The following is a 19,109-nucleotide window of genomic DNA, read 5'->3' on the forward strand; positions in this document are numbered from 1 at the left end:
AATTTCGCTCTTTATACAAAAGGATTGTAGTAAAGAACATCGCATCGCATAATATCCTTAGTGTTCCGCGTCACGAAAATACAATTATGTACCTTGGCTGTGGCTGCAAGTAGCCCGTCTACAGTAGAGATAGGGTCAGGTACATTCATTTTCCCCCATGTTTCGGCAATTTCTTGGGTTATGGGAAAAATCCGATCGCTGTATTCTCGAATGATTTTTTTGAGCCAGACATCCAAATTTGACGCGGCATCAGGATCACGTCTTCTAATCAATTCAACACCACAACGAAGTTCGCCAATTACTAGCACACTCAAATAAATTTCTTGTTCGTCAATAGTTGTGTACCAATTTCTAACGCCTAAATTACAGCGATTTTTCTTCCGTAGTTCGGAGATAACATTTGTATCAAGCAAATATTTGGTTACAGTGAAATTTCTCTATAATTGTCTCTAACACGGTTAAAATCCTCATCTTCGCCCACATCAGGCATAGCAAGAAGTAACTCTTTAAGAGAATTGTCTGCGGTTTTTTGTTCAAACACGATGGTTAAAATTGAATCTAGTTCTGATTCGAGCGATTGCCCATGAATTGCTGCTCTTTGCTTTAGGCGATCGCAATTATCTTTACTTAAATCGTCAAGGTTTATACTGGCCATGGTTGATCGTATATTGAGAGTAAATATTATTTTACTTCTTTAGTTGATGCTGGCTTAATGAGAGGCAAACAATTTTAACAACTCATACGAGTATAAAACGGGCAGTGACAGATTTGATTTTGACTTATTTTGCCAAACAAGTCGCTTTGATGTTGCAGTAGTCAGTGAATTACAATTGATCGAGCAATGATGTAATAATTCTGGCATCAGCAAATAAAGGTATGAGGAGTGCAAAGCGATTGCTATTCGATCAAATTAAGTTGAAACCAGCTTAACCACTGGCAATGATTTATTTTCTGCTCGAAACTGTAAAATTAATTCTTCCATTACATCCAAACCATTTTGCAAAGCCGATTGATAAGTATCTCCATGAGTTACAGGCTGCATAATTTCATCAGCGAAATCGGGAAGATAAGCTAAATAACATTCATCTTCTTGACTCCAAACAATTGTGATTTGATACTTATGATTCATTTTTGGCTCTTTCAATGGCTTGTTTTACCTGTTTTTCTGAATATGCTTTAGCATCAGATCCATCTTTTCCAGGTAAGTTTACTCTTATTGTAGTCCCTGGATATTGATATATGGCATGACTGCCTTTACCTCGTTTTGGCACTAGCTCAAATCCTGCCTTCAACAACATTGCTTTTAACTCACGAATTTTCTTAGGCAAATTGCTGATTTCCTAAACTTATCTAACTTCAATATATTATAGCGATCGCCCATGAATTACTGCTCTTTGTTGTAGGCGATGGCAATTATCTTTACTTAAATCGTTAAGGTTTATACTGGTCATGGTTGATCGTATATCGCTCATAATTTTAATAATGAAATCGACACTGAGCGATCAATATTGCATCTTTTTCTACTACATAAACTAAACGATGTTCTTTAGTAATTCTTCTCGACCAAAAACCTGACCAATTATATTTAAGTGGTTCGGGATCGCCAATTCCTGAATAAGGATTTCGTTTAATATCTTTGATCAAAGTATTGATGCGTTTGAGAATTTTTTTATCTGTCCGTTGCCAATACAAATAATCATCCCAGGCTGTTTGCGCAAATGTTAGCTTCATTCCTCTATTAATTCCCGTTCTGTTCCACCTCCAGAACGAAGTTCATCGATCGCATCATTTAATCTATCTGCATTATTTTTACTAGACAATAGATGGAAAGTTGCCTCGTAAGCTTTAAAATCATCTAAGCTCATTACTACTACCGAGGGTGCATTTTGCCTAGTAACGATTAACGGAGTGCGCTCTACTTCAATTTTGTTGAGATATCCAGCCAGCTTTTGTCTAAATTCTGTATAGTTAACAGTATCCATAGTTAAGTAGTTGCTGTATGTACATATCATTGTACATATACTAAGCGAAATTTAGTAATGGAAAGATTAAAGCGATCGCTTTAGTTTTAATTCTCTAACAAGACTATTCTAATTTTTAGATATAATGATAACCGTTATCAAAAATTCTCGTTATGATTATTGCTGTTGCTAGTCCCCCAGGTGCGGGCAAAACCCACTGGATTCATCAACAAATAGCCAAAAAAAATGAACCTATGGGCTATTTTAGTCCCCAAACCGATTCTATACCAATTGATGCAATTTATCTGCAAAGTGAATATCCTCAATTGAAGCTTTATCAAACAGGAGAAGAAGCAGCATTAAGTGATACCATCACTTATGTTGAAATTCCCTGGTATTTGGATTTAGCAGGAATTGAATCTTTACTGCAAACTGTTAATTCTCATCGAGTCGCTATCATTCCAGATGATACAGATAGTACAGAATTAAAGAGTTGGGCAGACGAAATTATTCCAGGAACTAACATCATTAACCCAACCACAGCTTTACAGATTCATAGGGGCGTTTTGACGGGAGAAATCCTAGATTTTGATAGTTTAGCTACTTTTTGGCTGGAGCTTACCCAAGGTGCTTACGGTGAGGTAGTTCGGGCCAAGGGAATTTTTGATTTAGCAGACGGACAAAGTTATTATGGTGACTTTACATCAGAAAAATCGGAAATAGAATTTAAACCCTTAGATTTACCCCGTTGGTTAGATGGTAGGCCAGATCGTTTTAGTGGTTTTGAAATAGTGGGTAGTAATTTAGATAAGGCTGAAATTGTTCAGACTGTCCGAGATTGCTGCGTTCCCGAAGACGCTATTAATTATTATCAACAACAAGTCAAAGAATCTTTAGGAACTGAATTAGAGGTAGAAGTCGTATGAAAATAGCAGTAATATCCGATATTCATGGTAACTATGAAGCTTTAGATGCTGTTTTACTAGATATTGATCAACAAAAAGCGGAAAAGATTTATTGTCTTGGGGATTTAGTGGGTTATGGTCCTTTTCCCAATGCAGTAACCGCACAAATTCGTTCTTTAGATATTCCCACTGTACAAGGTTGTTGGGATGAAGATATTGTGGAGGGACTTAACTCCTGTGAGTGTAGTTATCCTTCTCTGTTAGCGGAAAAAAGAGGTGTAATCGCCCACGAATGGACAAATAAGCACGTGCATCCAGAAGTTGTGGAATATTTAGCCCAACTCCCCCATACTTATAAGGAAGGTAATCTCTGTTTCGCACATGGTAGTCCTCATAGCAACCACGAATATTTGTTACCGGAAATGGATGCTTTTACTGCTTTAGAAAGAGTCCTTGCTAGTGATGCAGAGATATTATTTTGCGGACATACCCATGTTCCCTACGTTCGTACCCTAGATGCTGGACAATTACAGGTAAGCGTTCATCAACCTGATAAAAAGGAACAACCTACTGTTAGTTTTAATACTCCTCTCAAACGTATTATCAATGTTGGTTCCGTAGGGGAACCCCGTCATGGTCGTCCTAATGCTACCTATGTTATCTATGATACTGAGACACAAGAGGTAGACTTACGAGAAGTGGAGTATGACTATAAAATAACCTGTAAAGCTATTTTAGATGCAGGTTTACCACCGATTTTTGCTTGGCGTTTGGCTAGAGGCTTAGAATTTGCTGAAAAAGCCGACGATCCAACTCATGTTTGCGAACGTTAATAATACGAATTTCCTAAACTAGGGGTCAACGGCCGTTGACCCCTACAATATAAACTTATGTAGTCCAAGTGATTAGAAATTATCTCTAAACTATAGATAATTATCTCAGATTTGAAAACCTTTTTCTCTTATTCTAATAGAAACTTAGAAATGTTTGGCATGGTAGGTTGGTCAGTGGTCATTCCTACTCTAAACAGTTTAACCACCTCTTCAAAATCAGTAATTTTTGAACGTTCATCCAGTTATTGCCCCTAAAATATCAATTTAAAAGTGCTATTCACAATGTTTTCAACCTAATTTATTTTACTCTTAGTTTTCCTCAATTAGTTGTGAAAATTAAGATCGGAACATCAAAAAATAAAACTATTTTTGCAAGAGGTACAAATTAAAAACTATGGCAGTACACAAAATTGATATATATACTTATGTGCGTCGCTTTTGCCCTTAACTAAATACTGATAAAATTTAAAAGCGATCGCTTAACACAGGAATTATATGTTACGTAAACTTTCATTAGCACGAGTCGGATTGACAGTCGGAGGAATTTTAACCATTATTGGCTTTGTGGCCTATGCTGTGGACAATCCTACCCTCAACTTAGCAGGATTTTTCTATGGTGTCCCCATTTTATTGGGGGGACTCGCTCTTAAGGCCGCCGAATTAAAACCCATTCCTTATAGTCAAAGCACATCTCCAGAAATTATCGCCTTAAGAGAGGAAAAAGCGACCCCAACCCAAAATCAAATTCGTAAAGATGTCACCCGTTATCGTTATGGACAAGAAGCTCATCTCGATGATTCCCTAGAAAGATTAGGGTTGAGTCCTTCTGATGAAGATCGACCGGTATTAGTGGCTATTCGTGAGGAAAATATTGAGGGGAATTATGGGTTAATCTTAGAATTTGAATCCCCCTTTATTACCTTGGAAACTTGGCAGGATAAAAAGGAAAAAATTGCCAAGTTTTTTGGACCAGGTATCACCGTAAAAATTGATCCTAAAGAAGATAATGAAATTGATGTTTTTTTAATTACCGTAGAAGTTAAATTAGATAAAAATCAAGAAACATAAAATAAAGGTAACAGGATTATTTTATCTCCTGTTACCTTTACCAATTATTTAATTTTTTACAGTTTATTTAGGACATTCTTTCCAGAATTTTTTGTACAATTTCCATACCACTAATTGCTTGCCAACCAAATAAACCAACAATGGCAATATTGAGGGTAATGTGAGTATAACGGGCTAATTCATTGCCTTTCTGCATCAAAGGAGAAAGAGAAGCAGAAACAGCAATTAAACCAGTCATGGCTAAACCAATTAATAAATGAGGACCAACGAATAATTTACCGTTGTTGATATAAGTAACAGCCATACCGCCAATGTTACCTAATACCATTAAACTTAAGACGACCGAACCTATTTGATAGTGTCGATTGCGAAAATCTTTTTTTACTAATTCTTTTTTGATATCTTTATCAGCAAAGCGAATTCGTCGCCATTGAAGCCCTAAATATAGAGCATAAATAGTGAGGCCAAATAAAGACCACATAAGAATAGGATGGCCAAATTGTGACCAGACTTTGATTGGTTCTGGAATATTTATAGACATAAGTGTTTCCTTACAGAATTTAAGAATAGTTACAAAACTTAACTTAACATCAATTGTATACCATCAAGTGGTTTGACACAATCAGAAGGTGAAACAAAATTTTTAGGAGTTATCTTAAAATGCTGCTCAAAATGCGTCAAGTTATTGTTGTTTTTTCTCTCAGTCTCCTTCTATTAACATCCTGTGCTACTCAGGCCCCATCTCGGTTTGAGCAAGCGCAACAAGAAAGCTCTGGGAGGGGTAGTAGTGCGGTTGTCCGAGAATCAGAGTCTGGAGGCAGTTTTAATAAGTTTTTCCCCCCTTCTGGTGGCGGATATGACCGTGTTTATAGTCAAGAGAAAAAAGGTTTTGCTGAAGCTAAGTTGAAAAAAGACGGTAAAGAGGTGGCAGTATTAGCTATTTCCGATACTCTTAATAATCCCAGTGCTGTCAAAAAATTTGAGAAAAGTACCCAAAATATTAAGGGTTATCCTGCTGTTTCTCAAGGCAAAACCGGCACTGCTGTTTTAGTGGGCGATCGCTTTCAAGTGAAGGTTTTGTCCCGTGATCCTGCTTTTTCTGAGAGCGATCGTCAAGCTTGGTTAGAAAAGTTCGATCTCAAGGGTTTATCTAAAGTTAAATAATGAACAATGGATAATGGATAATGGATAATGGACAATGAAAAATTAATTAGTTGAATTATTTAAACTAGAGATTGTCAACTGAATTAATTATCCATTAATAAAGAACTTTTCATTATTTATAGGGCTATTTATAAGATTAGCTTGTGTCCATAATAAAGAAATACCCTTTCTTGGGACATAAGCTGATGCTTATAAGGTTCAGGAATAATATTTAAAAAGTTTAAAAGCTTTTATAAACAAGAATACATAGATAGATATTAATATGAATGCAAAACGACTAGAAATCTGGGCATTAAATGTTATTGATCTGGTTAAATCTGGTAAAACTAATGAGGATGATTTAGTAGAATTTAAAACAGAATTACCCGAACTTCCAAAAAAAAATCGGAAAAATGATCCTAAAATTAACGAAGAAAATGCTAAAGCTAAGAAAGAACTTTCTGAAATTGCGCGGCGTATTGCTGGACACGCTAATGCAGCAAGAGGAGAAGATATATTATGGTTAATTGGTATTAATGAAAAATCAGAAACGAATAAAATACCAGGATTTAATAATAATATTGAGTTTGCTAATTGGTATCCTTATATTCAAAAATATTTTATCGAACTTGCTCCTAAATTAACGATTGTTAATGTACCCATAGATGAAAAAGTTATTTTAGCATTAGGGTTTGAAACAGATCGCAGTCCTTTTGTTGTTAAAAATCAAAAAGATTCAAATTTCTGTGAGGTTCCTTGGAGAGAAGAAAGTAGAACTAGATCAGCGCGTCGTTCCGATTTAATTTTATTACTTTCTCCTATAGAAAAGTTACCTGATATTGAGATAGTCAACAAAGAAATTAAAATCAAGAGAGCAGGGAAAAATAAAAAAGATCAGTATGGTAACTATAATGTAGACAATATGGTAGATGTTATAAGTGTAGAATTTGAGTTATACATTACACCTAAATATGAAAGTATATTTGCTATTCCGTTTCATCGTTTTCAAGGCACTGCTTCTATTCAAAAGTTAAATAAGGAACAAAATATTGATTCTAATAGTATGAGTATTGAGTCTAAAGGAGGTAGAAAATATCCTTGCATTGACGGCATAGTTATACAAAATTTGACGATGAAATGTTCAGCAAATGAAATGATTATTAATGGCCCAGGAATGGTAACTTTATCAGCTTGTTTACTTCCATTTGATTTAAAAAAAAGTGCTAATTATGATGTAGATATAGAAATTAAACTATTTACGACAATATCAGATCATCCTGTCATAGTAAAAACAACTCTGCCTTATCCTTGGGAACAAGATACTTGTCTTATTTAATTACAATAATTTAAAATCCAGAAAATTTATAAAAAGTTCTGGTAAAGACAAGTCATAGCTAGAAAAAAATCAGGTTTTCAACTGTTGCGCTTTAGTACGAGTTCCGAAAATAAAGGCGATCGCTAACCAAAAATCAGATGTTCAACTGTTGCGCTTTAGTAACGGTTCCGAAAATAGAGGCGATCGCTATCAGAAAAATTAGGTTATTAACTGTTGCGCTTTAGTACGAGTTCTCAAAATAGAGGCGATCGCTAACAAAAAATCAGATGTTTAACTGTTGCGCATTAGTAATGGTTCCGAAAATAAATGCGATCGCCAACAAAAAAATCAGGTTTTCAACTGTTGCGCATTAGTAACGGTTCCGAAAATAAATGCGATCGCTATCAGAAAAATCAGGTTTTCAACTGTTGCGCATTAGTAACGGTTCTCAAAATAGAGGCGATCGCTAACAAAAAAATCAGATGTTTAACTGTTGCGCATTAGTAAAAGTTCTCAAAATAGAGGCGATCGCTATCAGAAAAATCAGGTTTATAACTGTTGCGCATTAGTAAAAGTTCTCAAAATAGAGGCGATCGCTAACGAAAAAATTACGTTTAACTCCCCACACTTCCCAACCCTCCCACACTCCCCACACTCCCCACACTCCCCACACCCCCCACACACTCCATTTCCTTAGACACAATAAACTAGATAAAGAGTTATTTTATAAACGTGAATGGTTAAACAAGCAGCATCACCCGAAGTATCAGAACAACAACCCATCAAACTACCCCGAACCAGCGAATCTGATAAACTCAAGCGTATTCGTCACACCACCTCCCATGTGATGGCCATGGCCGTGCAAAAATTGTTTCCCAAAGCGCAAGTAACCATCGGTCCTTGGACAGAAACCGGATTTTACTACGACTTCGATGTACCAGAACCCTTCACGGACAAAGACTTAAAAGCGATTAAAAAAGAGATGATCAAAATCATCAAAAAGAAGTATCCTGTCGTCCTTGAAGAAGTTTCCCCCGAAGAAGCCAAAAAACGCATTACTGAGCTAAAAGAACCCTATAAACTGGAAATCCTGGAAGGTTTAGAACCACCCATCACCCTCTATCATTTAGGGGATCAATGGTGGGATCTTTGCGCCGGTCCCCATGTAGAAACCACTGGAGACTTACACCCCAAAGCGTTTGACATCGAATCTGTAGCCGGTGCATATTGGCGAGGTGATGAAACTAAAGCGCAACTGCAACGCATCTATGGGACTGCCTGGGAAACTCCTGAACAGTTAGCGGAGTATAAACGACGCAAGGAAGAAGCGTTAAAGCGTGATCATCGTAAGTTAGGTAAAGAGTTGGGGTTATTTATCTTTTCCGACCCCGTGGGCCCTGGTTTACCCCTGTGGACTCCTAAAGGAACTATTATCCGGTCAACCTTAGAGGACTTTTTGAAGCAAGAACAACTGAAACGGGGTTATCTTCCTGTGACGACTCCTCATATTGGACGGGTTGACTTGTTTAAAATTTCGGGTCACTGGCAAAATTACAAGGAAGATATGTTTCCCATGATGGCGGAAAATGAGGAAGCAAAAACTTCAGAAATGGGGTTTGTTCTGAAACCGATGAATTGTCCGTTTCATATCCAAATTTATAAAAGTGAGTTACGATCTTATCGTGATTTACCCATGAGATTAGCAGAATTTGGCACAGTTTATCGTTATGAACAATCAGGAGAGTTAGGGGGTTTAACCCGTGTTCGTGGTTTTACTGTTGATGATTCTCATTTGTTTGTGACTCCGGATCAATTAGACGATGAATTTATCAATGTTGTGGATTTAATTCTTTCTGTATTTAGAAGTTTACAACTGAAGAATTTTAAAGCAAGATTGAGTTTTCGAGATCCCAATTCTGATAAATATATTGGTTCCAATGAAGCTTGGGAAAAGGCACAAAATGCTATTCGTCGGGCTGTTCAAACTTTGGAAATGGACTATTTTGAAGCAGAAGGAGAAGCAGCTTTTTATGGTCCAAAATTAGACTTTATTTTCCGAGATGCTTTAGAAAGAGAATGGCAACTGGGAACTGTGCAAGTTGACTATAACCTCCCCGAAAGATTCGAGTTAGAATATGTGGGAGAGGAGGGCAACCGTGAACGTCCTGTTATGATTCACCGCGCACCTTTTGGGTCTTTAGAGCGTTTAATTGGCATTTTAATCGAAGAGTATGCGGGTGATTTTCCCCTGTGGTTAGCACCTATTCAAGTACGTCTTTTACCGGTTAGTGATGTGCAGTTAGACTATGTTAAAAATGTCGCCCGAAAAATGCAAAGTTTAGGTATTCGTGCCGAAGCTGATACATCAGGAGAAAGACTGGGTAAAATGATTCGTAATGGGGAGAAACAAAAGATTCCTGTTATGGCAGTTGTCGGGGCAAAAGAAATTGAAGAAAATGCCTTAAGTATTCGCACTCGTGCATCTGGTGAGTTGGGAACAATGGCCGTTGATGAGGTGATAGAAAAGTTAAGCGATGCTATCACTAATCATAGCAATTTTTAGCGGTTTGGGTGGGCATTGCCCACCTACTTTTTAAAAAATAATTTAGTTTTCTAGATTAATAACATTAAAATTTTGAGTGTCATTAATCCGATAAAAAAAGAAATCAGAATCAAATGTCAAAATGTTATTAATTCTAATTTGTTCAGCCGTCAATACTAAAGTCGCATCAGCTAAATCCATCGGACGATCTTTATACTTTTCCATCAGAAATAATAAGCGAGGATGATATTTTTCATCGATTGGGTATAATTTAATTATTTTTTGTACGAGTAATTGACCTAATTGATTTTGCATAAACCATCCTCCACGCATTAGACAAAGATACATTGCTTCAGTAAAACAAGCCCAGGTTGTTATCAGAGTAGAGGGATTATTTTTAATAAATATTTTCACTGATTGATGACGAGGTTGAGACTTATCAACTAAGCTAAATAAAGGGGCTGTATCACATAAAATCATAAAATTAAACCTTGATTTTTATACTTTTCAATTAATAAATCTCCATACTGATCATTCTTTTTAGGAGAAGGTGATAACTCAATCTTCTCTACCTCATCAAACCATCTTTCCCACTTTTCTTTTAGATCATCAGAATTATCTGAAGATGATGTAATGGTAATAGATACTTTAGTGTTTCCTTGACATTTACGTATATAATTTTGAATTTCTGGAGGAATAACTAAAATACCGTCTTTAATTTCTACTTCAAATGTTTGACTATTCATGATTTTTTTTATTTTCTAGTGTATAAATTTACATAAATTTAGTTTATCATATATAATTATAGCAACTTTTAAGGGTTTCGGTGGGTAATGCAAACCTACTTTGATAAAATAATTACTCATAAATATAGAGGTACAACTATGACTAATCAAAAACCAAAAAATCAAATTTCTTTTGTTCGAGAAACTTTAGAAATAATCAAAAAACATAATAGTGAATCAGTTTTAGCCGCTTTACAAAAAAGATATAATATTTCAGGTAAAAGAAATATTCGTGTTTTGCATTATTTACAAAATATTCGTCAAGATAATGAAATTAAAATTTTTTTAGATCCTACTACGCAAATTATGAGTTGCATCAAAATTTTACAGGAATATATTAATTATTTGGAGGTTAATAAAATTAATGAAGATGGGATAGTTGACGATCTTACAAAAATCAGAAACTTATTTCAAGAAACTGTTCATCATGGACTATATAAAAAATTTACCACCTATCAAAATGTTCGGAAAGAACAAGATAATAATAGTTATACAACACCATTAGAAATGATAGAACTCTATATTTCAATTTTGAGAAAAATTGAAAGCCGTTATCCTAAGCATGAAATAACAGAAGATGAACTTAGAGAATATCAAGAGACTATAAGTGATTTACTTGAAAATATTCAAAAATCTAATCTTCAAGAATATATTAAGTCTAAAATAACTAAAAATATCTTAGAGATAAAACAAATACTTGATAACATTTATTCCTTTAGTAAAGATGATATTGAGAAACAAATTATTTCTAATTATTATTGGTGGAGTCAATTAGATGATAATGAAGAAGTCATAAAAGAGAACAAATCAAAATTTTTGCAATTTGCTACTGATTTTATGAATAATATTGTTAGTAAAATGAAAGATCCTATTTTCATCTCTGAAAATTTAATGAGAACATTGATAAGTTCCGAAGTTGGAGAAATGGCTAAAAAGTTACCAGAATTTATAGACAAAATAAATCCTCATAATTAGCTCAAAGAAATTATACCTTTTACTTTATTAAAATCACTCCACAATTCATCAACTGATTTAGAAATATTAGATTGAGCGTGTTTTTTTGACCTTTGTAAAATTGCTTTAGCTTTTTGTCTCTCTTTTTCTGTTATATCATCAGAATTATCTGAAGATGATATAATGGTGATAGATACTTTAGTGTTTCCTTGACATTGACGTACATAATCTTGAATTTCTGGAGGAATAACTAAAATACCGTCTTTAATTTCTACTTCAAATGTTTTATTATTCATGATTTTATTTAATTTGATAATCTATAGATTTACAAAAGTTGAGTTTATCATACATAATAATAGCAATTTTTAAGGGTTTGGGTGGGCATTGCCCACCCTACTTTATTTGTAGGGATATGGTTTCTAACTTACTGTGGAATTTTTTGTAATTGAGTTTGTAAAGATGTGTCAGAATTAATGACTAAACCCCTTAAAATTTTACCGATAAAACTAGGAATTTTAACCTCTTCTTGGGGGAATAAAAGCCAACGACTTCCCGATGGTAACTTATCCAGGGTAGCAGTATTTTCTGTGAGCCAAATTAAAGGTAATGTTGGTAATTCATGTTTTCTATCTTCCTCTTCTTGATTAACACCAGCTAAGGTTTCTAATACACTTCTATTACCATGAATAAGTCCCGTTTTAGCTGTCCATAATTTAACATTTAATTGGGCGCGAGTGGCATAAAAATATAAAGAAGCTGCCGCAATAACCGCCTCTTCAAAGTTATCCTCTAACCAAGAAGAAGCACTATCCAAACAAATAATAATATCTTCCCCCCCAGTAATCACTTCTAACTCCCGTACCTGAAACTCGTCATATTTGGCACTGGTACGCCAGTGAATCATACGCATAGGATCACCATAACGGTAAGGACGGAGGGCTTTTGTTACCCCTTCATTTGCCCCTTGAAAACTGCGATCGCTTTGTTGGTTCTCGCTTTCCTCTTGTCCAATAGTATCGATGAGAGGACAATGATTTAACTGTAAAATTTGCGGATAAACCACTGCTTTGGCCGGAACATCCTGACTGCGACGACACCAAAATAGTCCCAAAGGTGAACCACTGCGTAACTCGAGATCATGCCAATGATAGATCCCTCTGCGTTCAGTTTTCAGGTAATAAGTCCAATGGTGTTCCCCTTGGGGGATAATGGTTTCAACAGCAGTATTTTGTGGTTTATCCATAACCATAGGGACAAGATCCCATAGTTGCAATAAACTTTTGGGAGATTTTGACTTATTTTCAACAATAACTTCGATAGTGAGATCCTCCCCAGCACTAACCGGGTTAAGGGGATGGCGACGAACTCGTATTTTAGACAGCGATCGCACCGAAAGAATAGCCCCTAAAATTAATAAAGCGAGAATAGTCCCACTTAAAACATATAACCATCCTGCCATAGTATTAGTAGCAGCACCAAAGAAACAGAGAGCCAAGACTGCTAATAACCAACCACTAAAAGCAGGAGTTGTCCAATGGGTTTCTAACCAGTCTGTGAGGTTCGGTTTTCTCTTACTTATCATCATAATTTATGCACCAATAGTGATTGTTTCGCACCAACTAAAAACTTGCTAATATCTAACAGTATCTTGCTAAGCTAGAAGTTGAGGCATCGGTGAATCCCCCTATGTTTCTCGATAAATTAAAATCACTTAACAATGAGAGATCGCTTAACCCAAAGTTGGCAATGGCAGTCTGTAGAAGGGTTACCCTATTTAACCTGTTCCCTACTACAAGCTTGGCCCCACGGTTTTTTTACGCAACCGTTCTATCCGGGAACCCCTAAAGACTTAAGTAAAATTCTTGATCCTGAAGCTGATACATACCGTGTTAAACAGGTTCATGGCAACCGTGTTTTATCCCCTAGTGAGATTAGCAACGAGGCCACAGAGGATACTTTTGCTTCGGCTGATGGTATTATTGCCAACCTGGAAAAACAAGCTATCTGGGTCGCTAGTGCCGATTGTACCCCTGTTTTGATAGGAGATGAAGTCACCGGCAATATAGCCGCCATTCATGCAGGGTGGCGAGGAACCGCTCAACGAATTGTACCAGAGGCCATCGCCCGTTTACAAACTTGGGGTAGTGCCATGGAAAATTTACGTATTGCTATGGGACCGGCCATCAGTGGAGAGGTGTATCAGGTGTCCGAGAAGGTGGCAGCACAAGTGGGGTCTAGTTTGTTCCAAAAAGAGAAAATAGAGAGCTTGGAGGGCATTTTAAACCCCTTAGCCAAGATTTCTAACCCCCCCATCCTACCCGATCCCAAACCAGGAAAAGTTCGTTTAGATGTGCGTCGTATTAATCAATTACAAATGGAACAATTAGGCATCAAAAGCGAACAAATTAGCATCGCCCCTTATTGTACCTATCAATCCCCATCTCATTTCTTTTCCTATCGTCGTAGCCAAGAAAAAAAGGTGCAATGGTCAGGAATTGTAAAAATTTCGTCATAATATAAATATAGTTTTTTGTTTCAATACCATTAATAAATAGAATCTTTATGCAACTTACTTGGCTTGATAACAACTCCTGGTTAATGGAAATCTCAGGAAAAAGAATTCTCCTCGATCCCTGGTTAGTGGGATCTTTGGTTTTTGGCAATTTAGAATGGTTATTTAAAGGGGTTAAGGGCAAAACCTACGATATTGGTCAACAAATTGATCTGATTGTTTTATCTCAAGGATTAGACGATCATGCTCACATTCCTACCTTAAAAGAACTCGATCATAATATTCCTGTGGTAGCATCTCCTAATGCTGCTAAAGTGGTTCAAGAGTTAGGTTACACCGATATTCATTCCCTCGAGCATGGAGAAACCTATACCCTAGATCAAATCCTCGCAATTAAAGCCTTACCTGGATCATTGATCGGTCCACAATTAGTAGAAAACGCTTATATTATTACGGATTTAAAAGAAAAGCAAAAACTCTACTACGAACCCCACGGTAATCATTGTGCCGAGTTATCAGAAGAAGGAACTGTGGACATTATTTTAACCCCAGTGTTAGGAATAAGCATTTTACACCTTCTCCCTGTATTACAGGGTCAACAAACCACCCTAAAATTGTGTCAAACCCTAAAACCTAAATTTGTTTTACCTACTGCTGATGCCAAAGACACCGAATATCAGGGAGTCTTAGTCTCTGTTTTGCGACAAGAAGGAAGCATCGACCAGTTTCGCCAACAGTTACAAAACAATAACCTGAAAACGGAGGTAATGACTCCCAACCCTGGAGAAGTGATTAATTTCAACCCTCAAGTTGTGAATTAATCTCTCAACTATAACTACTCGGATAAGTATGAGAAGGGTGGGGAGTGTGGGGAGTGTGGGGAGTGTGGGAAGGTTGGGGACTATACTTGAAAGCACAAAACCAGATATCCTACTAAATAGGACTGTTTCTGCACAAATTAAATGATGCAATTTTCCAAAATCCTAATTGCCAATCGCGGAGAGATCGCCTTACGCATTTTACACACTTGCGAAGAAATGGGTATTGGGACCGTTGCGGTTCACTCTACTATAGACCGTCAAGCCCTTCATGTTCAGTTGGCTGATGAAAGTGTCTGTATTGGTCCCCCTGCCAGTGGCAAAAGTTATCTCAATATCCCTAATATTATCTCGGCCGCTCTCACGCGCAATGCCACCGCGATTCATCCAGGTTACGGGTTTTTAGCGGAAAATGCTCGTTTTGCTGAAATATGTGCGGATCATAAAATCGTCTTTATTGGCCCATCTCCTGAGTCTATTCGCTCAATGGGGGACAAATCTACTGCTAAAAAAACTATGCAAAAAGCAGGAGTTCCCACGGTTCCTGGTAGTTGGGGACTCCTACAAACTGAAGAAGAAGCTTTAAGCGTTGCCCGTGACATCGGTTATCCTGTGATGATTAAGGCTACAGCCGGTGGTGGTGGCCGAGGAATGCGTCTGGTACGAGAAGAAAGCGAGTTTTCTCGTCTTTTTCAGGCGGCGCAAGGGGAAGCAGAAGCGGCCTTTGGTAATGCCGGGGTTTATTTAGAGAAGTTTATCGAACGTCCCCGTCACATTGAATTTCAGATATTAGCGGATAGTCATGGCAATGTGATTCATTTAGGGGAAAGGGACTGTTCTATTCAACGTCGTCACCAAAAGTTGTTAGAAGAGGCCCCTAGTCCTGTTTTAACCCCACAACTGCGCAAAAAAATGGGAGAAGCTGCGGTTAAAGCTGCTAAATCTATTAAATATGTGGGTGCCGGAACGGTAGAATTTTTGGTGGATAATCAGGGTAAATTCTATTTTATGGAAATGAATACCCGTATCCAAGTGGAACACCCGGTGACGGAAATGATTACGGGATTAGATTTAATCACGGAACAAATTCGCATCGCCCAAGGGGAAAAATTACAATTCAAACAATCACAAATTGCTTTAAAAGGCCACGCTATTGAATGTCGTATTAACGCTGAAGATCCTGATCTCAATTTTCGCCCCCATCCTGGCAAAATTAGCGGTTATCTTCCCCCGGGTGGTCCAGGAGTAAGAATGGATTCTCATGTTTATACGGATTATGAAATTCCCCCTTATTATGACTCTTTGATCGGTAAATTAATTGTCTGGGGTCCCGATAGAAATACTGCTATTAAGCGCATGAAACGGGCGTTACGAGAATGTGCTATCACAGGTGTTCCAACTACCATTGATTTCCATAAACGGGTATTAGAAACCCCCGCTTTTTTGGCAGGGGATGTTTACACTAATTTTGTGGTAGAACATTTAATGCCTAAATCCTATTAATTGCTGAAAAATGGCCTTTACTATCAGGCCAAATTGCTCAATTCAGACCAATAAGTTTTAAGTAGATTACTAATTTCTTGACTATGGGTTTGTACAAAGTCATGATCCCCATTAGGTATAATAGATAATTGAGCATTAGGGATCTTGTCACGATATACTTCACAATGCCAACGAGGAATCTGGGAATCGCACTCAGCAGCAATAACGAGAGTAGGAACTTCAATCTGGTGAATATCGTTTTCTACGGTATCAACTCCAGCTTTACCTTCATTCCTTATCTTTAACCTATCTTTGAGAAAAGAAACTGCTGTTGGTTGAGTTAGTATTGCCTGACGGGTTTCACAAATTCTTTGATAGCCTTTTTTTTGCCCTCTGAGGATAAATATGGGGGCAATTAAAGCAAGGGCCAGATCGACTAACTTAGTTTTCCACAACAAAGGTTTGAGATAGTCGTAGCGACCGACAAAACTATCATCCCTAATTCCTGCTGGTGCAAGCAAAGATATTCCCTTTAATGAGGCTGAATATTGCTGTTGTGCTGAAGTAATAGCGTAGGCGGCTGAAACCCATGCACCATAGGAAAAACCAACTAAAAAGAATTCTTCGATTTGTTTAACATTAATGAAATTTTGTAAAAATTCTACTTGATGATCCACAAGATAACGAATCTGAGGCTTAGAAGAATCTCCAAAACCTAACATTTCTAGACTAATACAAGAATAATGAGACTGAAGTTCTTTGACCAGGGGATGTAATGTCCAAGCATCACCGAAAAAACCATGTAAAAAAATTATTGGTGTCCCTTTCCCGACTTCGGTATAAGCTGCGGTATATTTTCCTAGATTAATAAATTGTTTTTCCATATAGTATTATTTATTTAGTTTATTGCACTCCTGATATTGGTTTAATAGCCTGTTCAATAATAGTAACAGCTTGATCTATTCCCCCTGAATTCTCAATAGCTTGCTGCAATTTTTTAGCATTTTCATAATAACGTTTTTCCCCTAAAACGCGCTGAATCATTGGGCGTAAATTGTCGGAGTTCAACTTATCTAAAGCGATCATCTCTCCCACCCCTGTCCAAGCAATCCTGGCTGCAATACCCGGTTGATCGTTGGTCACGGGAATAGCTATCATCGGAACACCATAAGTTAGGGACTCTAAAGTTGTATTCATACCAGCGTGGGTAATAGTTAGGGCAGCTTTTTGCACAAGTTCCAACTGAGGAGCATATTTGACCACAAGAGGATTTCCCGGAAGATTGGGTAAAGAATCCGGTTCTGAACCTCCCCCTAGAGAAATAACCAATTGAGCATCTAATCCTTGACAGGCTCCAGCGATCGCCTCGAAAACATAACTTAAACAATTTTGCAAAGTTCCCATGGAAGCATAGATTAGGGGTTGTCCTGTAAGTTTATGCCAAGGAAAATCAACTGCAAGACGACTCTCACTCGTATGATATGGACCTGTATAGTAAAAATGAGGTGGGAGGGTTTGACGCGGAAAATCAAGGGCAGCAGGTTGGTGACAGAGAATAGCTAGGGGAGAATCTGTGTAGGTTTCTGCTCCTAATTGCCACTTTTGACGATACTTAAGTCTCAATTTTTTTCCGGCTTGTCCAAAGGGGTTAGTAACTTTGTAGGTAAGCCAATTTCTGAGATTAGCCCACCACGAATCATGGTAAGGCCAAGGGGTAAATACAGGAGGTATTCCGGGTTCTTGATTAAAGGGTAAGGCACTACAAACAGTTATAAAAGGGATATCCAGTAATTGAGCCACTGTGCCTCCCTCTGGATTAAGTTGATCGACAATTAATGCTTCTACTCCTGTTTTTTCCAGGGCATTTGCTCCTTCTTCGAGAAAAATTTGGGCAGATTGATAAAACCAATTGATGGTGAATTGTAAGGCGGGAATACCTTTAAGTTTACTAAGTTTTTTATTAAATAAAGCTTCTGTTGAACCTAAAGGAAAAATATCTGCACCAATAGGGTAAAAATCAAGGTTAGCTGCTTTTATTTTGGTTTCTGCATCGGGAACGCCAAAAAAGGTGATCTGATAACCTTTTTTTTGTAACCCTTTTCCAAGGGGAAGCATGGTGTTGAGATGACCCGTTTCGTTAACACAATATAAACCGATATGTTTCATAGTTTGTAGAGAAGTTTTTGTCTGGTTAGAGATAGTCTAATTTTAAGAGAAAATGGTCTTTAGAGGTGTATAAGACCTCTATCATACCTAAAAAACGGTGAGCGAGACCTTAATGTTTACCTTTCTTGAGTCATCTTGTCAATTAGTATTTTTAGGTATTTTTGATTTTTATTTTTCCGTAAAATTACGATTATAAAAAAAAACAACCAAAGTTATTTTGGATATGTATTCCTAAATAATCGATAAAAAGTATTTCTTAAATTTTTATTGATTATCTTTAAGGAACGAAATATTAACTCGCTTTTTGAATTGATAATTTTCAATTGCGATCCAAAACAACAACGTTTCTTGACAATAACAATGAATAACAACAATAGTTACATCGAGTTTGCTCAGGCCAAATATGTGACTTCTGAACAAGAATATCCCTACATGAATCAATTAGAAGTTACCGTGACTCGTTCTGGTAATACTAATGGTTATACCACAGCTATGTTGGAAGTGGTTAATGGAACAGCAGAAGAGTTTAATGACTTCTATCTTTCCAATATATTAGTTGATTTTATGGATGGAGAAACGGAGAAAACCGTCTTAATTGAGGTTCCTGATGATGGTATTCTAGAAG

25 protein-coding genes and 1 pseudogene are annotated in these 19,109 nt (G+C 37.0%); 13 read left to right on the plus strand and 13 right to left on the minus strand.

Translation table 11 applies throughout. The annotated features are described in order from the left end of the window. Nucleotides 1–11: 11 nt before the first annotated feature. On the minus strand, nt 12–413 hold the full coding sequence (locus QNJ66_RS05750) for a type II toxin-antitoxin system VapC family toxin (protein WP_300503889.1): 402 nt from the start codon (nt 411–413) through the stop codon (nt 12–14). A gap of 8 nt (nt 414–421) precedes the next feature. Next, the gene (locus QNJ66_RS05755) at nt 422–655 is read right to left on the minus strand and encodes a hypothetical protein (protein WP_300503891.1); all 234 of its coding nucleotides are present in this window, start codon (nt 653–655) and stop codon (nt 422–424) included. 50 nt (nt 656–705) lie between these two features. On the opposite strand from QNJ66_RS05755, the pseudogene QNJ66_RS05760 reads away from it, so the two are divergent. After that, nucleotides 706–816 (plus strand): annotated as a pseudogene (locus QNJ66_RS05760) (porphobilinogen synthase); the annotation flags it as partial. Nucleotides 817–910: 94 nt separating this feature from the next. On the opposite strand, the gene QNJ66_RS05765 reads toward QNJ66_RS05760, so the two are convergent. The 4 genes from QNJ66_RS05765 to QNJ66_RS05780 form a co-directional block, all read right to left on the minus strand. Continuing rightward, nucleotides 911–1,129, minus strand: a complete 219-nt coding sequence (locus QNJ66_RS05765; RefSeq protein WP_300503893.1) for a type II toxin-antitoxin system HicB family antitoxin — start codon at nt 1,127–1,129, stop codon at nt 911–913. Then, on the minus strand, nt 1,119–1,328 hold the full coding sequence (locus QNJ66_RS05770; RefSeq protein ID WP_300503895.1) for a type II toxin-antitoxin system HicA family toxin: 210 nt from the start codon (nt 1,326–1,328) through the stop codon (nt 1,119–1,121). Before QNJ66_RS05770 ends, QNJ66_RS05765 begins: the two co-directional genes overlap by 11 nt. Before the next feature lie 148 nt (nt 1,329–1,476). Next, nucleotides 1,477–1,731 (minus strand): Txe/YoeB family addiction module toxin, encoded by a 255-nt coding sequence (locus QNJ66_RS05775; RefSeq protein ID WP_300503897.1) that lies wholly within the window; start codon nt 1,729–1,731, stop codon nt 1,477–1,479. Next, on the minus strand, nt 1,728–1,982 hold the full coding sequence (locus QNJ66_RS05780) for a type II toxin-antitoxin system prevent-host-death family antitoxin (RefSeq protein WP_300503899.1): 255 nt from the start codon (nt 1,980–1,982) through the stop codon (nt 1,728–1,730). The genes QNJ66_RS05775 and QNJ66_RS05780 overlap by 4 nt, the downstream gene beginning before the upstream one ends. A 152-nt stretch (nt 1,983–2,134) precedes the next feature. On the opposite strand from QNJ66_RS05780, the gene QNJ66_RS05785 reads away from it, so the two are divergent. From QNJ66_RS05785 to QNJ66_RS05795, 3 genes are all read left to right on the plus strand, one after another. After that, nucleotides 2,135–2,887: a GTP-binding protein gene (locus QNJ66_RS05785; protein WP_300503901.1), complete on the plus strand. Its 753-nt coding sequence runs from the start codon at nt 2,135–2,137 to the stop codon at nt 2,885–2,887. Then, complete coding sequence (locus QNJ66_RS05790; protein ID WP_300503903.1) at nt 2,884–3,699, plus strand: metallophosphoesterase family protein; 816 nt, start codon at nt 2,884–2,886, stop codon at nt 3,697–3,699. The genes QNJ66_RS05785 and QNJ66_RS05790 overlap by 4 nt, the downstream gene beginning before the upstream one ends. 495 nt (nt 3,700–4,194) lie before the next feature. Next, nucleotides 4,195–4,767 carry a DUF2854 domain-containing protein gene (locus QNJ66_RS05795; RefSeq protein ID WP_300503905.1) on the plus strand — a complete coding sequence of 191 codons (573 nt, stop codon included), beginning with the start codon at nt 4,195–4,197 and terminating at the stop codon, nt 4,765–4,767. A 67-nt stretch (nt 4,768–4,834) separates the two neighbouring features. On the opposite strand, the gene QNJ66_RS05800 is transcribed toward QNJ66_RS05795, so the two are convergent. Next, nucleotides 4,835–5,308 (minus strand): DUF4079 domain-containing protein, encoded by a 474-nt coding sequence (locus tag QNJ66_RS05800; protein ID WP_300503907.1) that lies wholly within the window; start codon nt 5,306–5,308, stop codon nt 4,835–4,837. A gap of 119 nt (nt 5,309–5,427) precedes the next feature. Between QNJ66_RS05800 and QNJ66_RS05805 the strand changes: the two genes are divergently transcribed. The 4 genes from QNJ66_RS05805 (at nt 5,428) to thrS (ending at nt 9,788) form a co-directional block, all read left to right on the plus strand. After that, nucleotides 5,428–5,931 (plus strand): hypothetical protein, encoded by a 504-nt coding sequence (locus tag QNJ66_RS05805; RefSeq protein WP_300503909.1) that lies wholly within the window; start codon nt 5,428–5,430, stop codon nt 5,929–5,931. Between the two features lie 262 nt (nt 5,932–6,193). Then, nucleotides 6,194–7,246 (plus strand): hypothetical protein, encoded by a 1,053-nt coding sequence (locus QNJ66_RS05810; protein ID WP_300503911.1) that lies wholly within the window; start codon nt 6,194–6,196, stop codon nt 7,244–7,246. A gap of 306 nt (nt 7,247–7,552) precedes the next feature. Beyond that, nucleotides 7,553–7,729, plus strand: a complete 177-nt coding sequence (locus QNJ66_RS05815) for a hypothetical protein (protein WP_300503912.1) — start codon at nt 7,553–7,555, stop codon at nt 7,727–7,729. A 232-nt stretch (nt 7,730–7,961) separates the two neighbouring features. Further along, nucleotides 7,962–9,788 carry a threonine--tRNA ligase gene (thrS, locus tag QNJ66_RS05820; protein ID WP_300503914.1) on the plus strand — a complete coding sequence of 609 codons (1,827 nt, stop codon included), beginning with the start codon at nt 7,962–7,964 and terminating at the stop codon, nt 9,786–9,788. Between the two features lie 42 nt (nt 9,789–9,830). Here thrS and QNJ66_RS05825 read toward each other — a convergent pair whose 3' ends face one another. Both QNJ66_RS05825 and QNJ66_RS05830 read right to left on the minus strand, forming a co-directional pair. Then, nucleotides 9,831–10,247, minus strand: coding sequence for a PIN domain-containing protein (locus QNJ66_RS05825; RefSeq protein WP_300503916.1), 417 nt, complete (start codon nt 10,245–10,247; stop codon nt 9,831–9,833). Continuing rightward, a complete protein-coding gene (locus QNJ66_RS05830) occupies nt 10,244–10,513 on the minus strand; it encodes a hypothetical protein (RefSeq protein WP_300503918.1) in 270 nt (89 codons plus the stop codon). The genes QNJ66_RS05825 and QNJ66_RS05830 overlap by 4 nt, the downstream gene beginning before the upstream one ends. 138 nt (nt 10,514–10,651) lie before the next feature. Here QNJ66_RS05830 and QNJ66_RS05835 point away from each other — a divergent pair, with 138 nt between their 5' ends. Further along, the gene (locus QNJ66_RS05835) at nt 10,652–11,527 is read left to right on the plus strand and encodes a hypothetical protein (protein WP_300503920.1); all 876 of its coding nucleotides are present in this window, start codon (nt 10,652–10,654) and stop codon (nt 11,525–11,527) included. On the opposite strand, the gene QNJ66_RS05840 is transcribed toward QNJ66_RS05835, so the two are convergent. Together QNJ66_RS05840 and QNJ66_RS05845 are read right to left on the minus strand one after the other, a co-directional pair. Continuing rightward, nucleotides 11,524–11,802, minus strand: a complete 279-nt coding sequence (locus tag QNJ66_RS05840) for a hypothetical protein (protein ID WP_300503922.1) — start codon at nt 11,800–11,802, stop codon at nt 11,524–11,526. The two genes, QNJ66_RS05835 and QNJ66_RS05840, sit on opposite strands and share 4 nt — an antisense overlap. 128 nt (nt 11,803–11,930) lie before the next feature. Next, nucleotides 11,931–13,088 carry a DUF58 domain-containing protein gene (locus QNJ66_RS05845; protein WP_300503937.1) on the minus strand — a complete coding sequence of 386 codons (1,158 nt, stop codon included), beginning with the start codon at nt 13,086–13,088 and terminating at the stop codon, nt 11,931–11,933. A 135-nt stretch (nt 13,089–13,223) separates the two neighbouring features. Between QNJ66_RS05845 and pgeF the strand changes: the two genes are divergently transcribed. The 3 genes from pgeF (at nt 13,224) to accC (ending at nt 16,339) form a co-directional block, all read left to right on the plus strand. Further along, nucleotides 13,224–14,021, plus strand: coding sequence for a peptidoglycan editing factor PgeF (pgeF, locus tag QNJ66_RS05850; protein WP_300503924.1), 798 nt, complete (start codon nt 13,224–13,226; stop codon nt 14,019–14,021). A gap of 47 nt (nt 14,022–14,068) precedes the next feature. Beyond that, nucleotides 14,069–14,839, plus strand: a complete 771-nt coding sequence (locus QNJ66_RS05855) for an MBL fold metallo-hydrolase (protein ID WP_300503926.1) — start codon at nt 14,069–14,071, stop codon at nt 14,837–14,839. 144 nt (nt 14,840–14,983) lie between these two features. After that, the gene (gene accC / locus QNJ66_RS05860; RefSeq protein ID WP_300503939.1) at nt 14,984–16,339 is read left to right on the plus strand and encodes an acetyl-CoA carboxylase biotin carboxylase subunit; all 1,356 of its coding nucleotides are present in this window, start codon (nt 14,984–14,986) and stop codon (nt 16,337–16,339) included. A gap of 23 nt (nt 16,340–16,362) precedes the next feature. Here accC and QNJ66_RS05865 read toward each other — a convergent pair whose 3' ends face one another. Beyond that, nucleotides 16,363–17,202, minus strand: a complete 840-nt coding sequence (locus tag QNJ66_RS05865; RefSeq protein WP_300503928.1) for an alpha/beta hydrolase — start codon at nt 17,200–17,202, stop codon at nt 16,363–16,365. A gap of 19 nt (nt 17,203–17,221) precedes the next feature. Continuing rightward, complete coding sequence (locus tag QNJ66_RS05870) at nt 17,222–18,484, minus strand: glycosyltransferase (RefSeq protein ID WP_300503930.1); 1,263 nt, start codon at nt 18,482–18,484, stop codon at nt 17,222–17,224. Between the two features lie 360 nt (nt 18,485–18,844). Here QNJ66_RS05870 and QNJ66_RS05875 point away from each other — a divergent pair. Next, nucleotides 18,845–19,109, plus strand: a 265-nt coding sequence (locus QNJ66_RS05875; protein ID WP_300503932.1) for a Calx-beta domain-containing protein, incomplete at its 3' end; no start/stop codon positions are given.

The organism is Crocosphaera sp. (assembly GCF_030064895.1).
Taxonomy (GTDB): Bacteria; Cyanobacteriota; Cyanobacteriia; order Cyanobacteriales; family Microcystaceae; genus Crocosphaera.

Bases quoted from the DNA above. Each gene is read 5' to 3' on its own strand.
- thrS (WP_300503914.1), top strand. From the start codon at position 7,962: ATGGTTAAACAAGCAGCATCACCCGAAGTATCAGAACAACAACCCATC.
- QNJ66_RS05805 (WP_300503909.1), top strand. From the start codon at position 5,428: ATGCTGCTCAAAATGCGTCAAGTTATTGTTGTTTTTTCTCTCAGTCTC.
- QNJ66_RS05825 (WP_300503916.1), bottom strand. From the start codon at position 10,247: ATGATTTTATGTGATACAGCCCCTTTATTTAGCTTAGTTGATAAGTCT.
- QNJ66_RS05790 (WP_300503903.1), top strand. From the start codon at position 2,884: ATGAAAATAGCAGTAATATCCGATATTCATGGTAACTATGAAGCTTTA.
- QNJ66_RS05870 (WP_300503930.1), bottom strand. From the start codon at position 18,484: ATGAAACATATCGGTTTATATTGTGTTAACGAAACGGGTCATCTCAAC.
- QNJ66_RS05810 (WP_300503911.1), top strand. From the start codon at position 6,194: ATGAATGCAAAACGACTAGAAATCTGGGCATTAAATGTTATTGATCTG.
- accC (WP_300503939.1), top strand. From the start codon at position 14,984: ATGCAATTTTCCAAAATCCTAATTGCCAATCGCGGAGAGATCGCCTTA.
- QNJ66_RS05780 (WP_300503899.1), bottom strand. From the start codon at position 1,982: ATGGATACTGTTAACTATACAGAATTTAGACAAAAGCTGGCTGGATAT.
- QNJ66_RS05755 (WP_300503891.1), bottom strand. From the start codon at position 655: ATGGCCAGTATAAACCTTGACGATTTAAGTAAAGATAATTGCGATCGC.
- QNJ66_RS05845 (WP_300503937.1), bottom strand. From the start codon at position 13,088: ATGATAAGTAAGAGAAAACCGAACCTCACAGACTGGTTAGAAACCCAT.
- QNJ66_RS05830 (WP_300503918.1), bottom strand. From the start codon at position 10,513: ATGAATAGTCAAACATTTGAAGTAGAAATTAAAGACGGTATTTTAGTT.
- QNJ66_RS05795 (WP_300503905.1), top strand. From the start codon at position 4,195: ATGTTACGTAAACTTTCATTAGCACGAGTCGGATTGACAGTCGGAGGA.
- QNJ66_RS05775 (WP_300503897.1), bottom strand. From the start codon at position 1,731: ATGAAGCTAACATTTGCGCAAACAGCCTGGGATGATTATTTGTATTGG.
- QNJ66_RS05815 (WP_300503912.1), top strand. From the start codon at position 7,553: ATGCGATCGCCAACAAAAAAATCAGGTTTTCAACTGTTGCGCATTAGT.
- QNJ66_RS05855 (WP_300503926.1), top strand. From the start codon at position 14,069: ATGCAACTTACTTGGCTTGATAACAACTCCTGGTTAATGGAAATCTCA.
- QNJ66_RS05800 (WP_300503907.1), bottom strand. From the start codon at position 5,308: ATGTCTATAAATATTCCAGAACCAATCAAAGTCTGGTCACAATTTGGC.
- QNJ66_RS05865 (WP_300503928.1), bottom strand. From the start codon at position 17,202: ATGGAAAAACAATTTATTAATCTAGGAAAATATACCGCAGCTTATACC.
- QNJ66_RS05840 (WP_300503922.1), bottom strand. From the start codon at position 11,802: ATGAATAATAAAACATTTGAAGTAGAAATTAAAGACGGTATTTTAGTT.
- QNJ66_RS05785 (WP_300503901.1), top strand. From the start codon at position 2,135: ATGATTATTGCTGTTGCTAGTCCCCCAGGTGCGGGCAAAACCCACTGG.
- pgeF (WP_300503924.1), top strand. From the start codon at position 13,224: ATGAGAGATCGCTTAACCCAAAGTTGGCAATGGCAGTCTGTAGAAGGG.
- QNJ66_RS05765 (WP_300503893.1), bottom strand. From the start codon at position 1,129: ATGAATCATAAGTATCAAATCACAATTGTTTGGAGTCAAGAAGATGAA.
- QNJ66_RS05835 (WP_300503920.1), top strand. From the start codon at position 10,652: ATGACTAATCAAAAACCAAAAAATCAAATTTCTTTTGTTCGAGAAACT.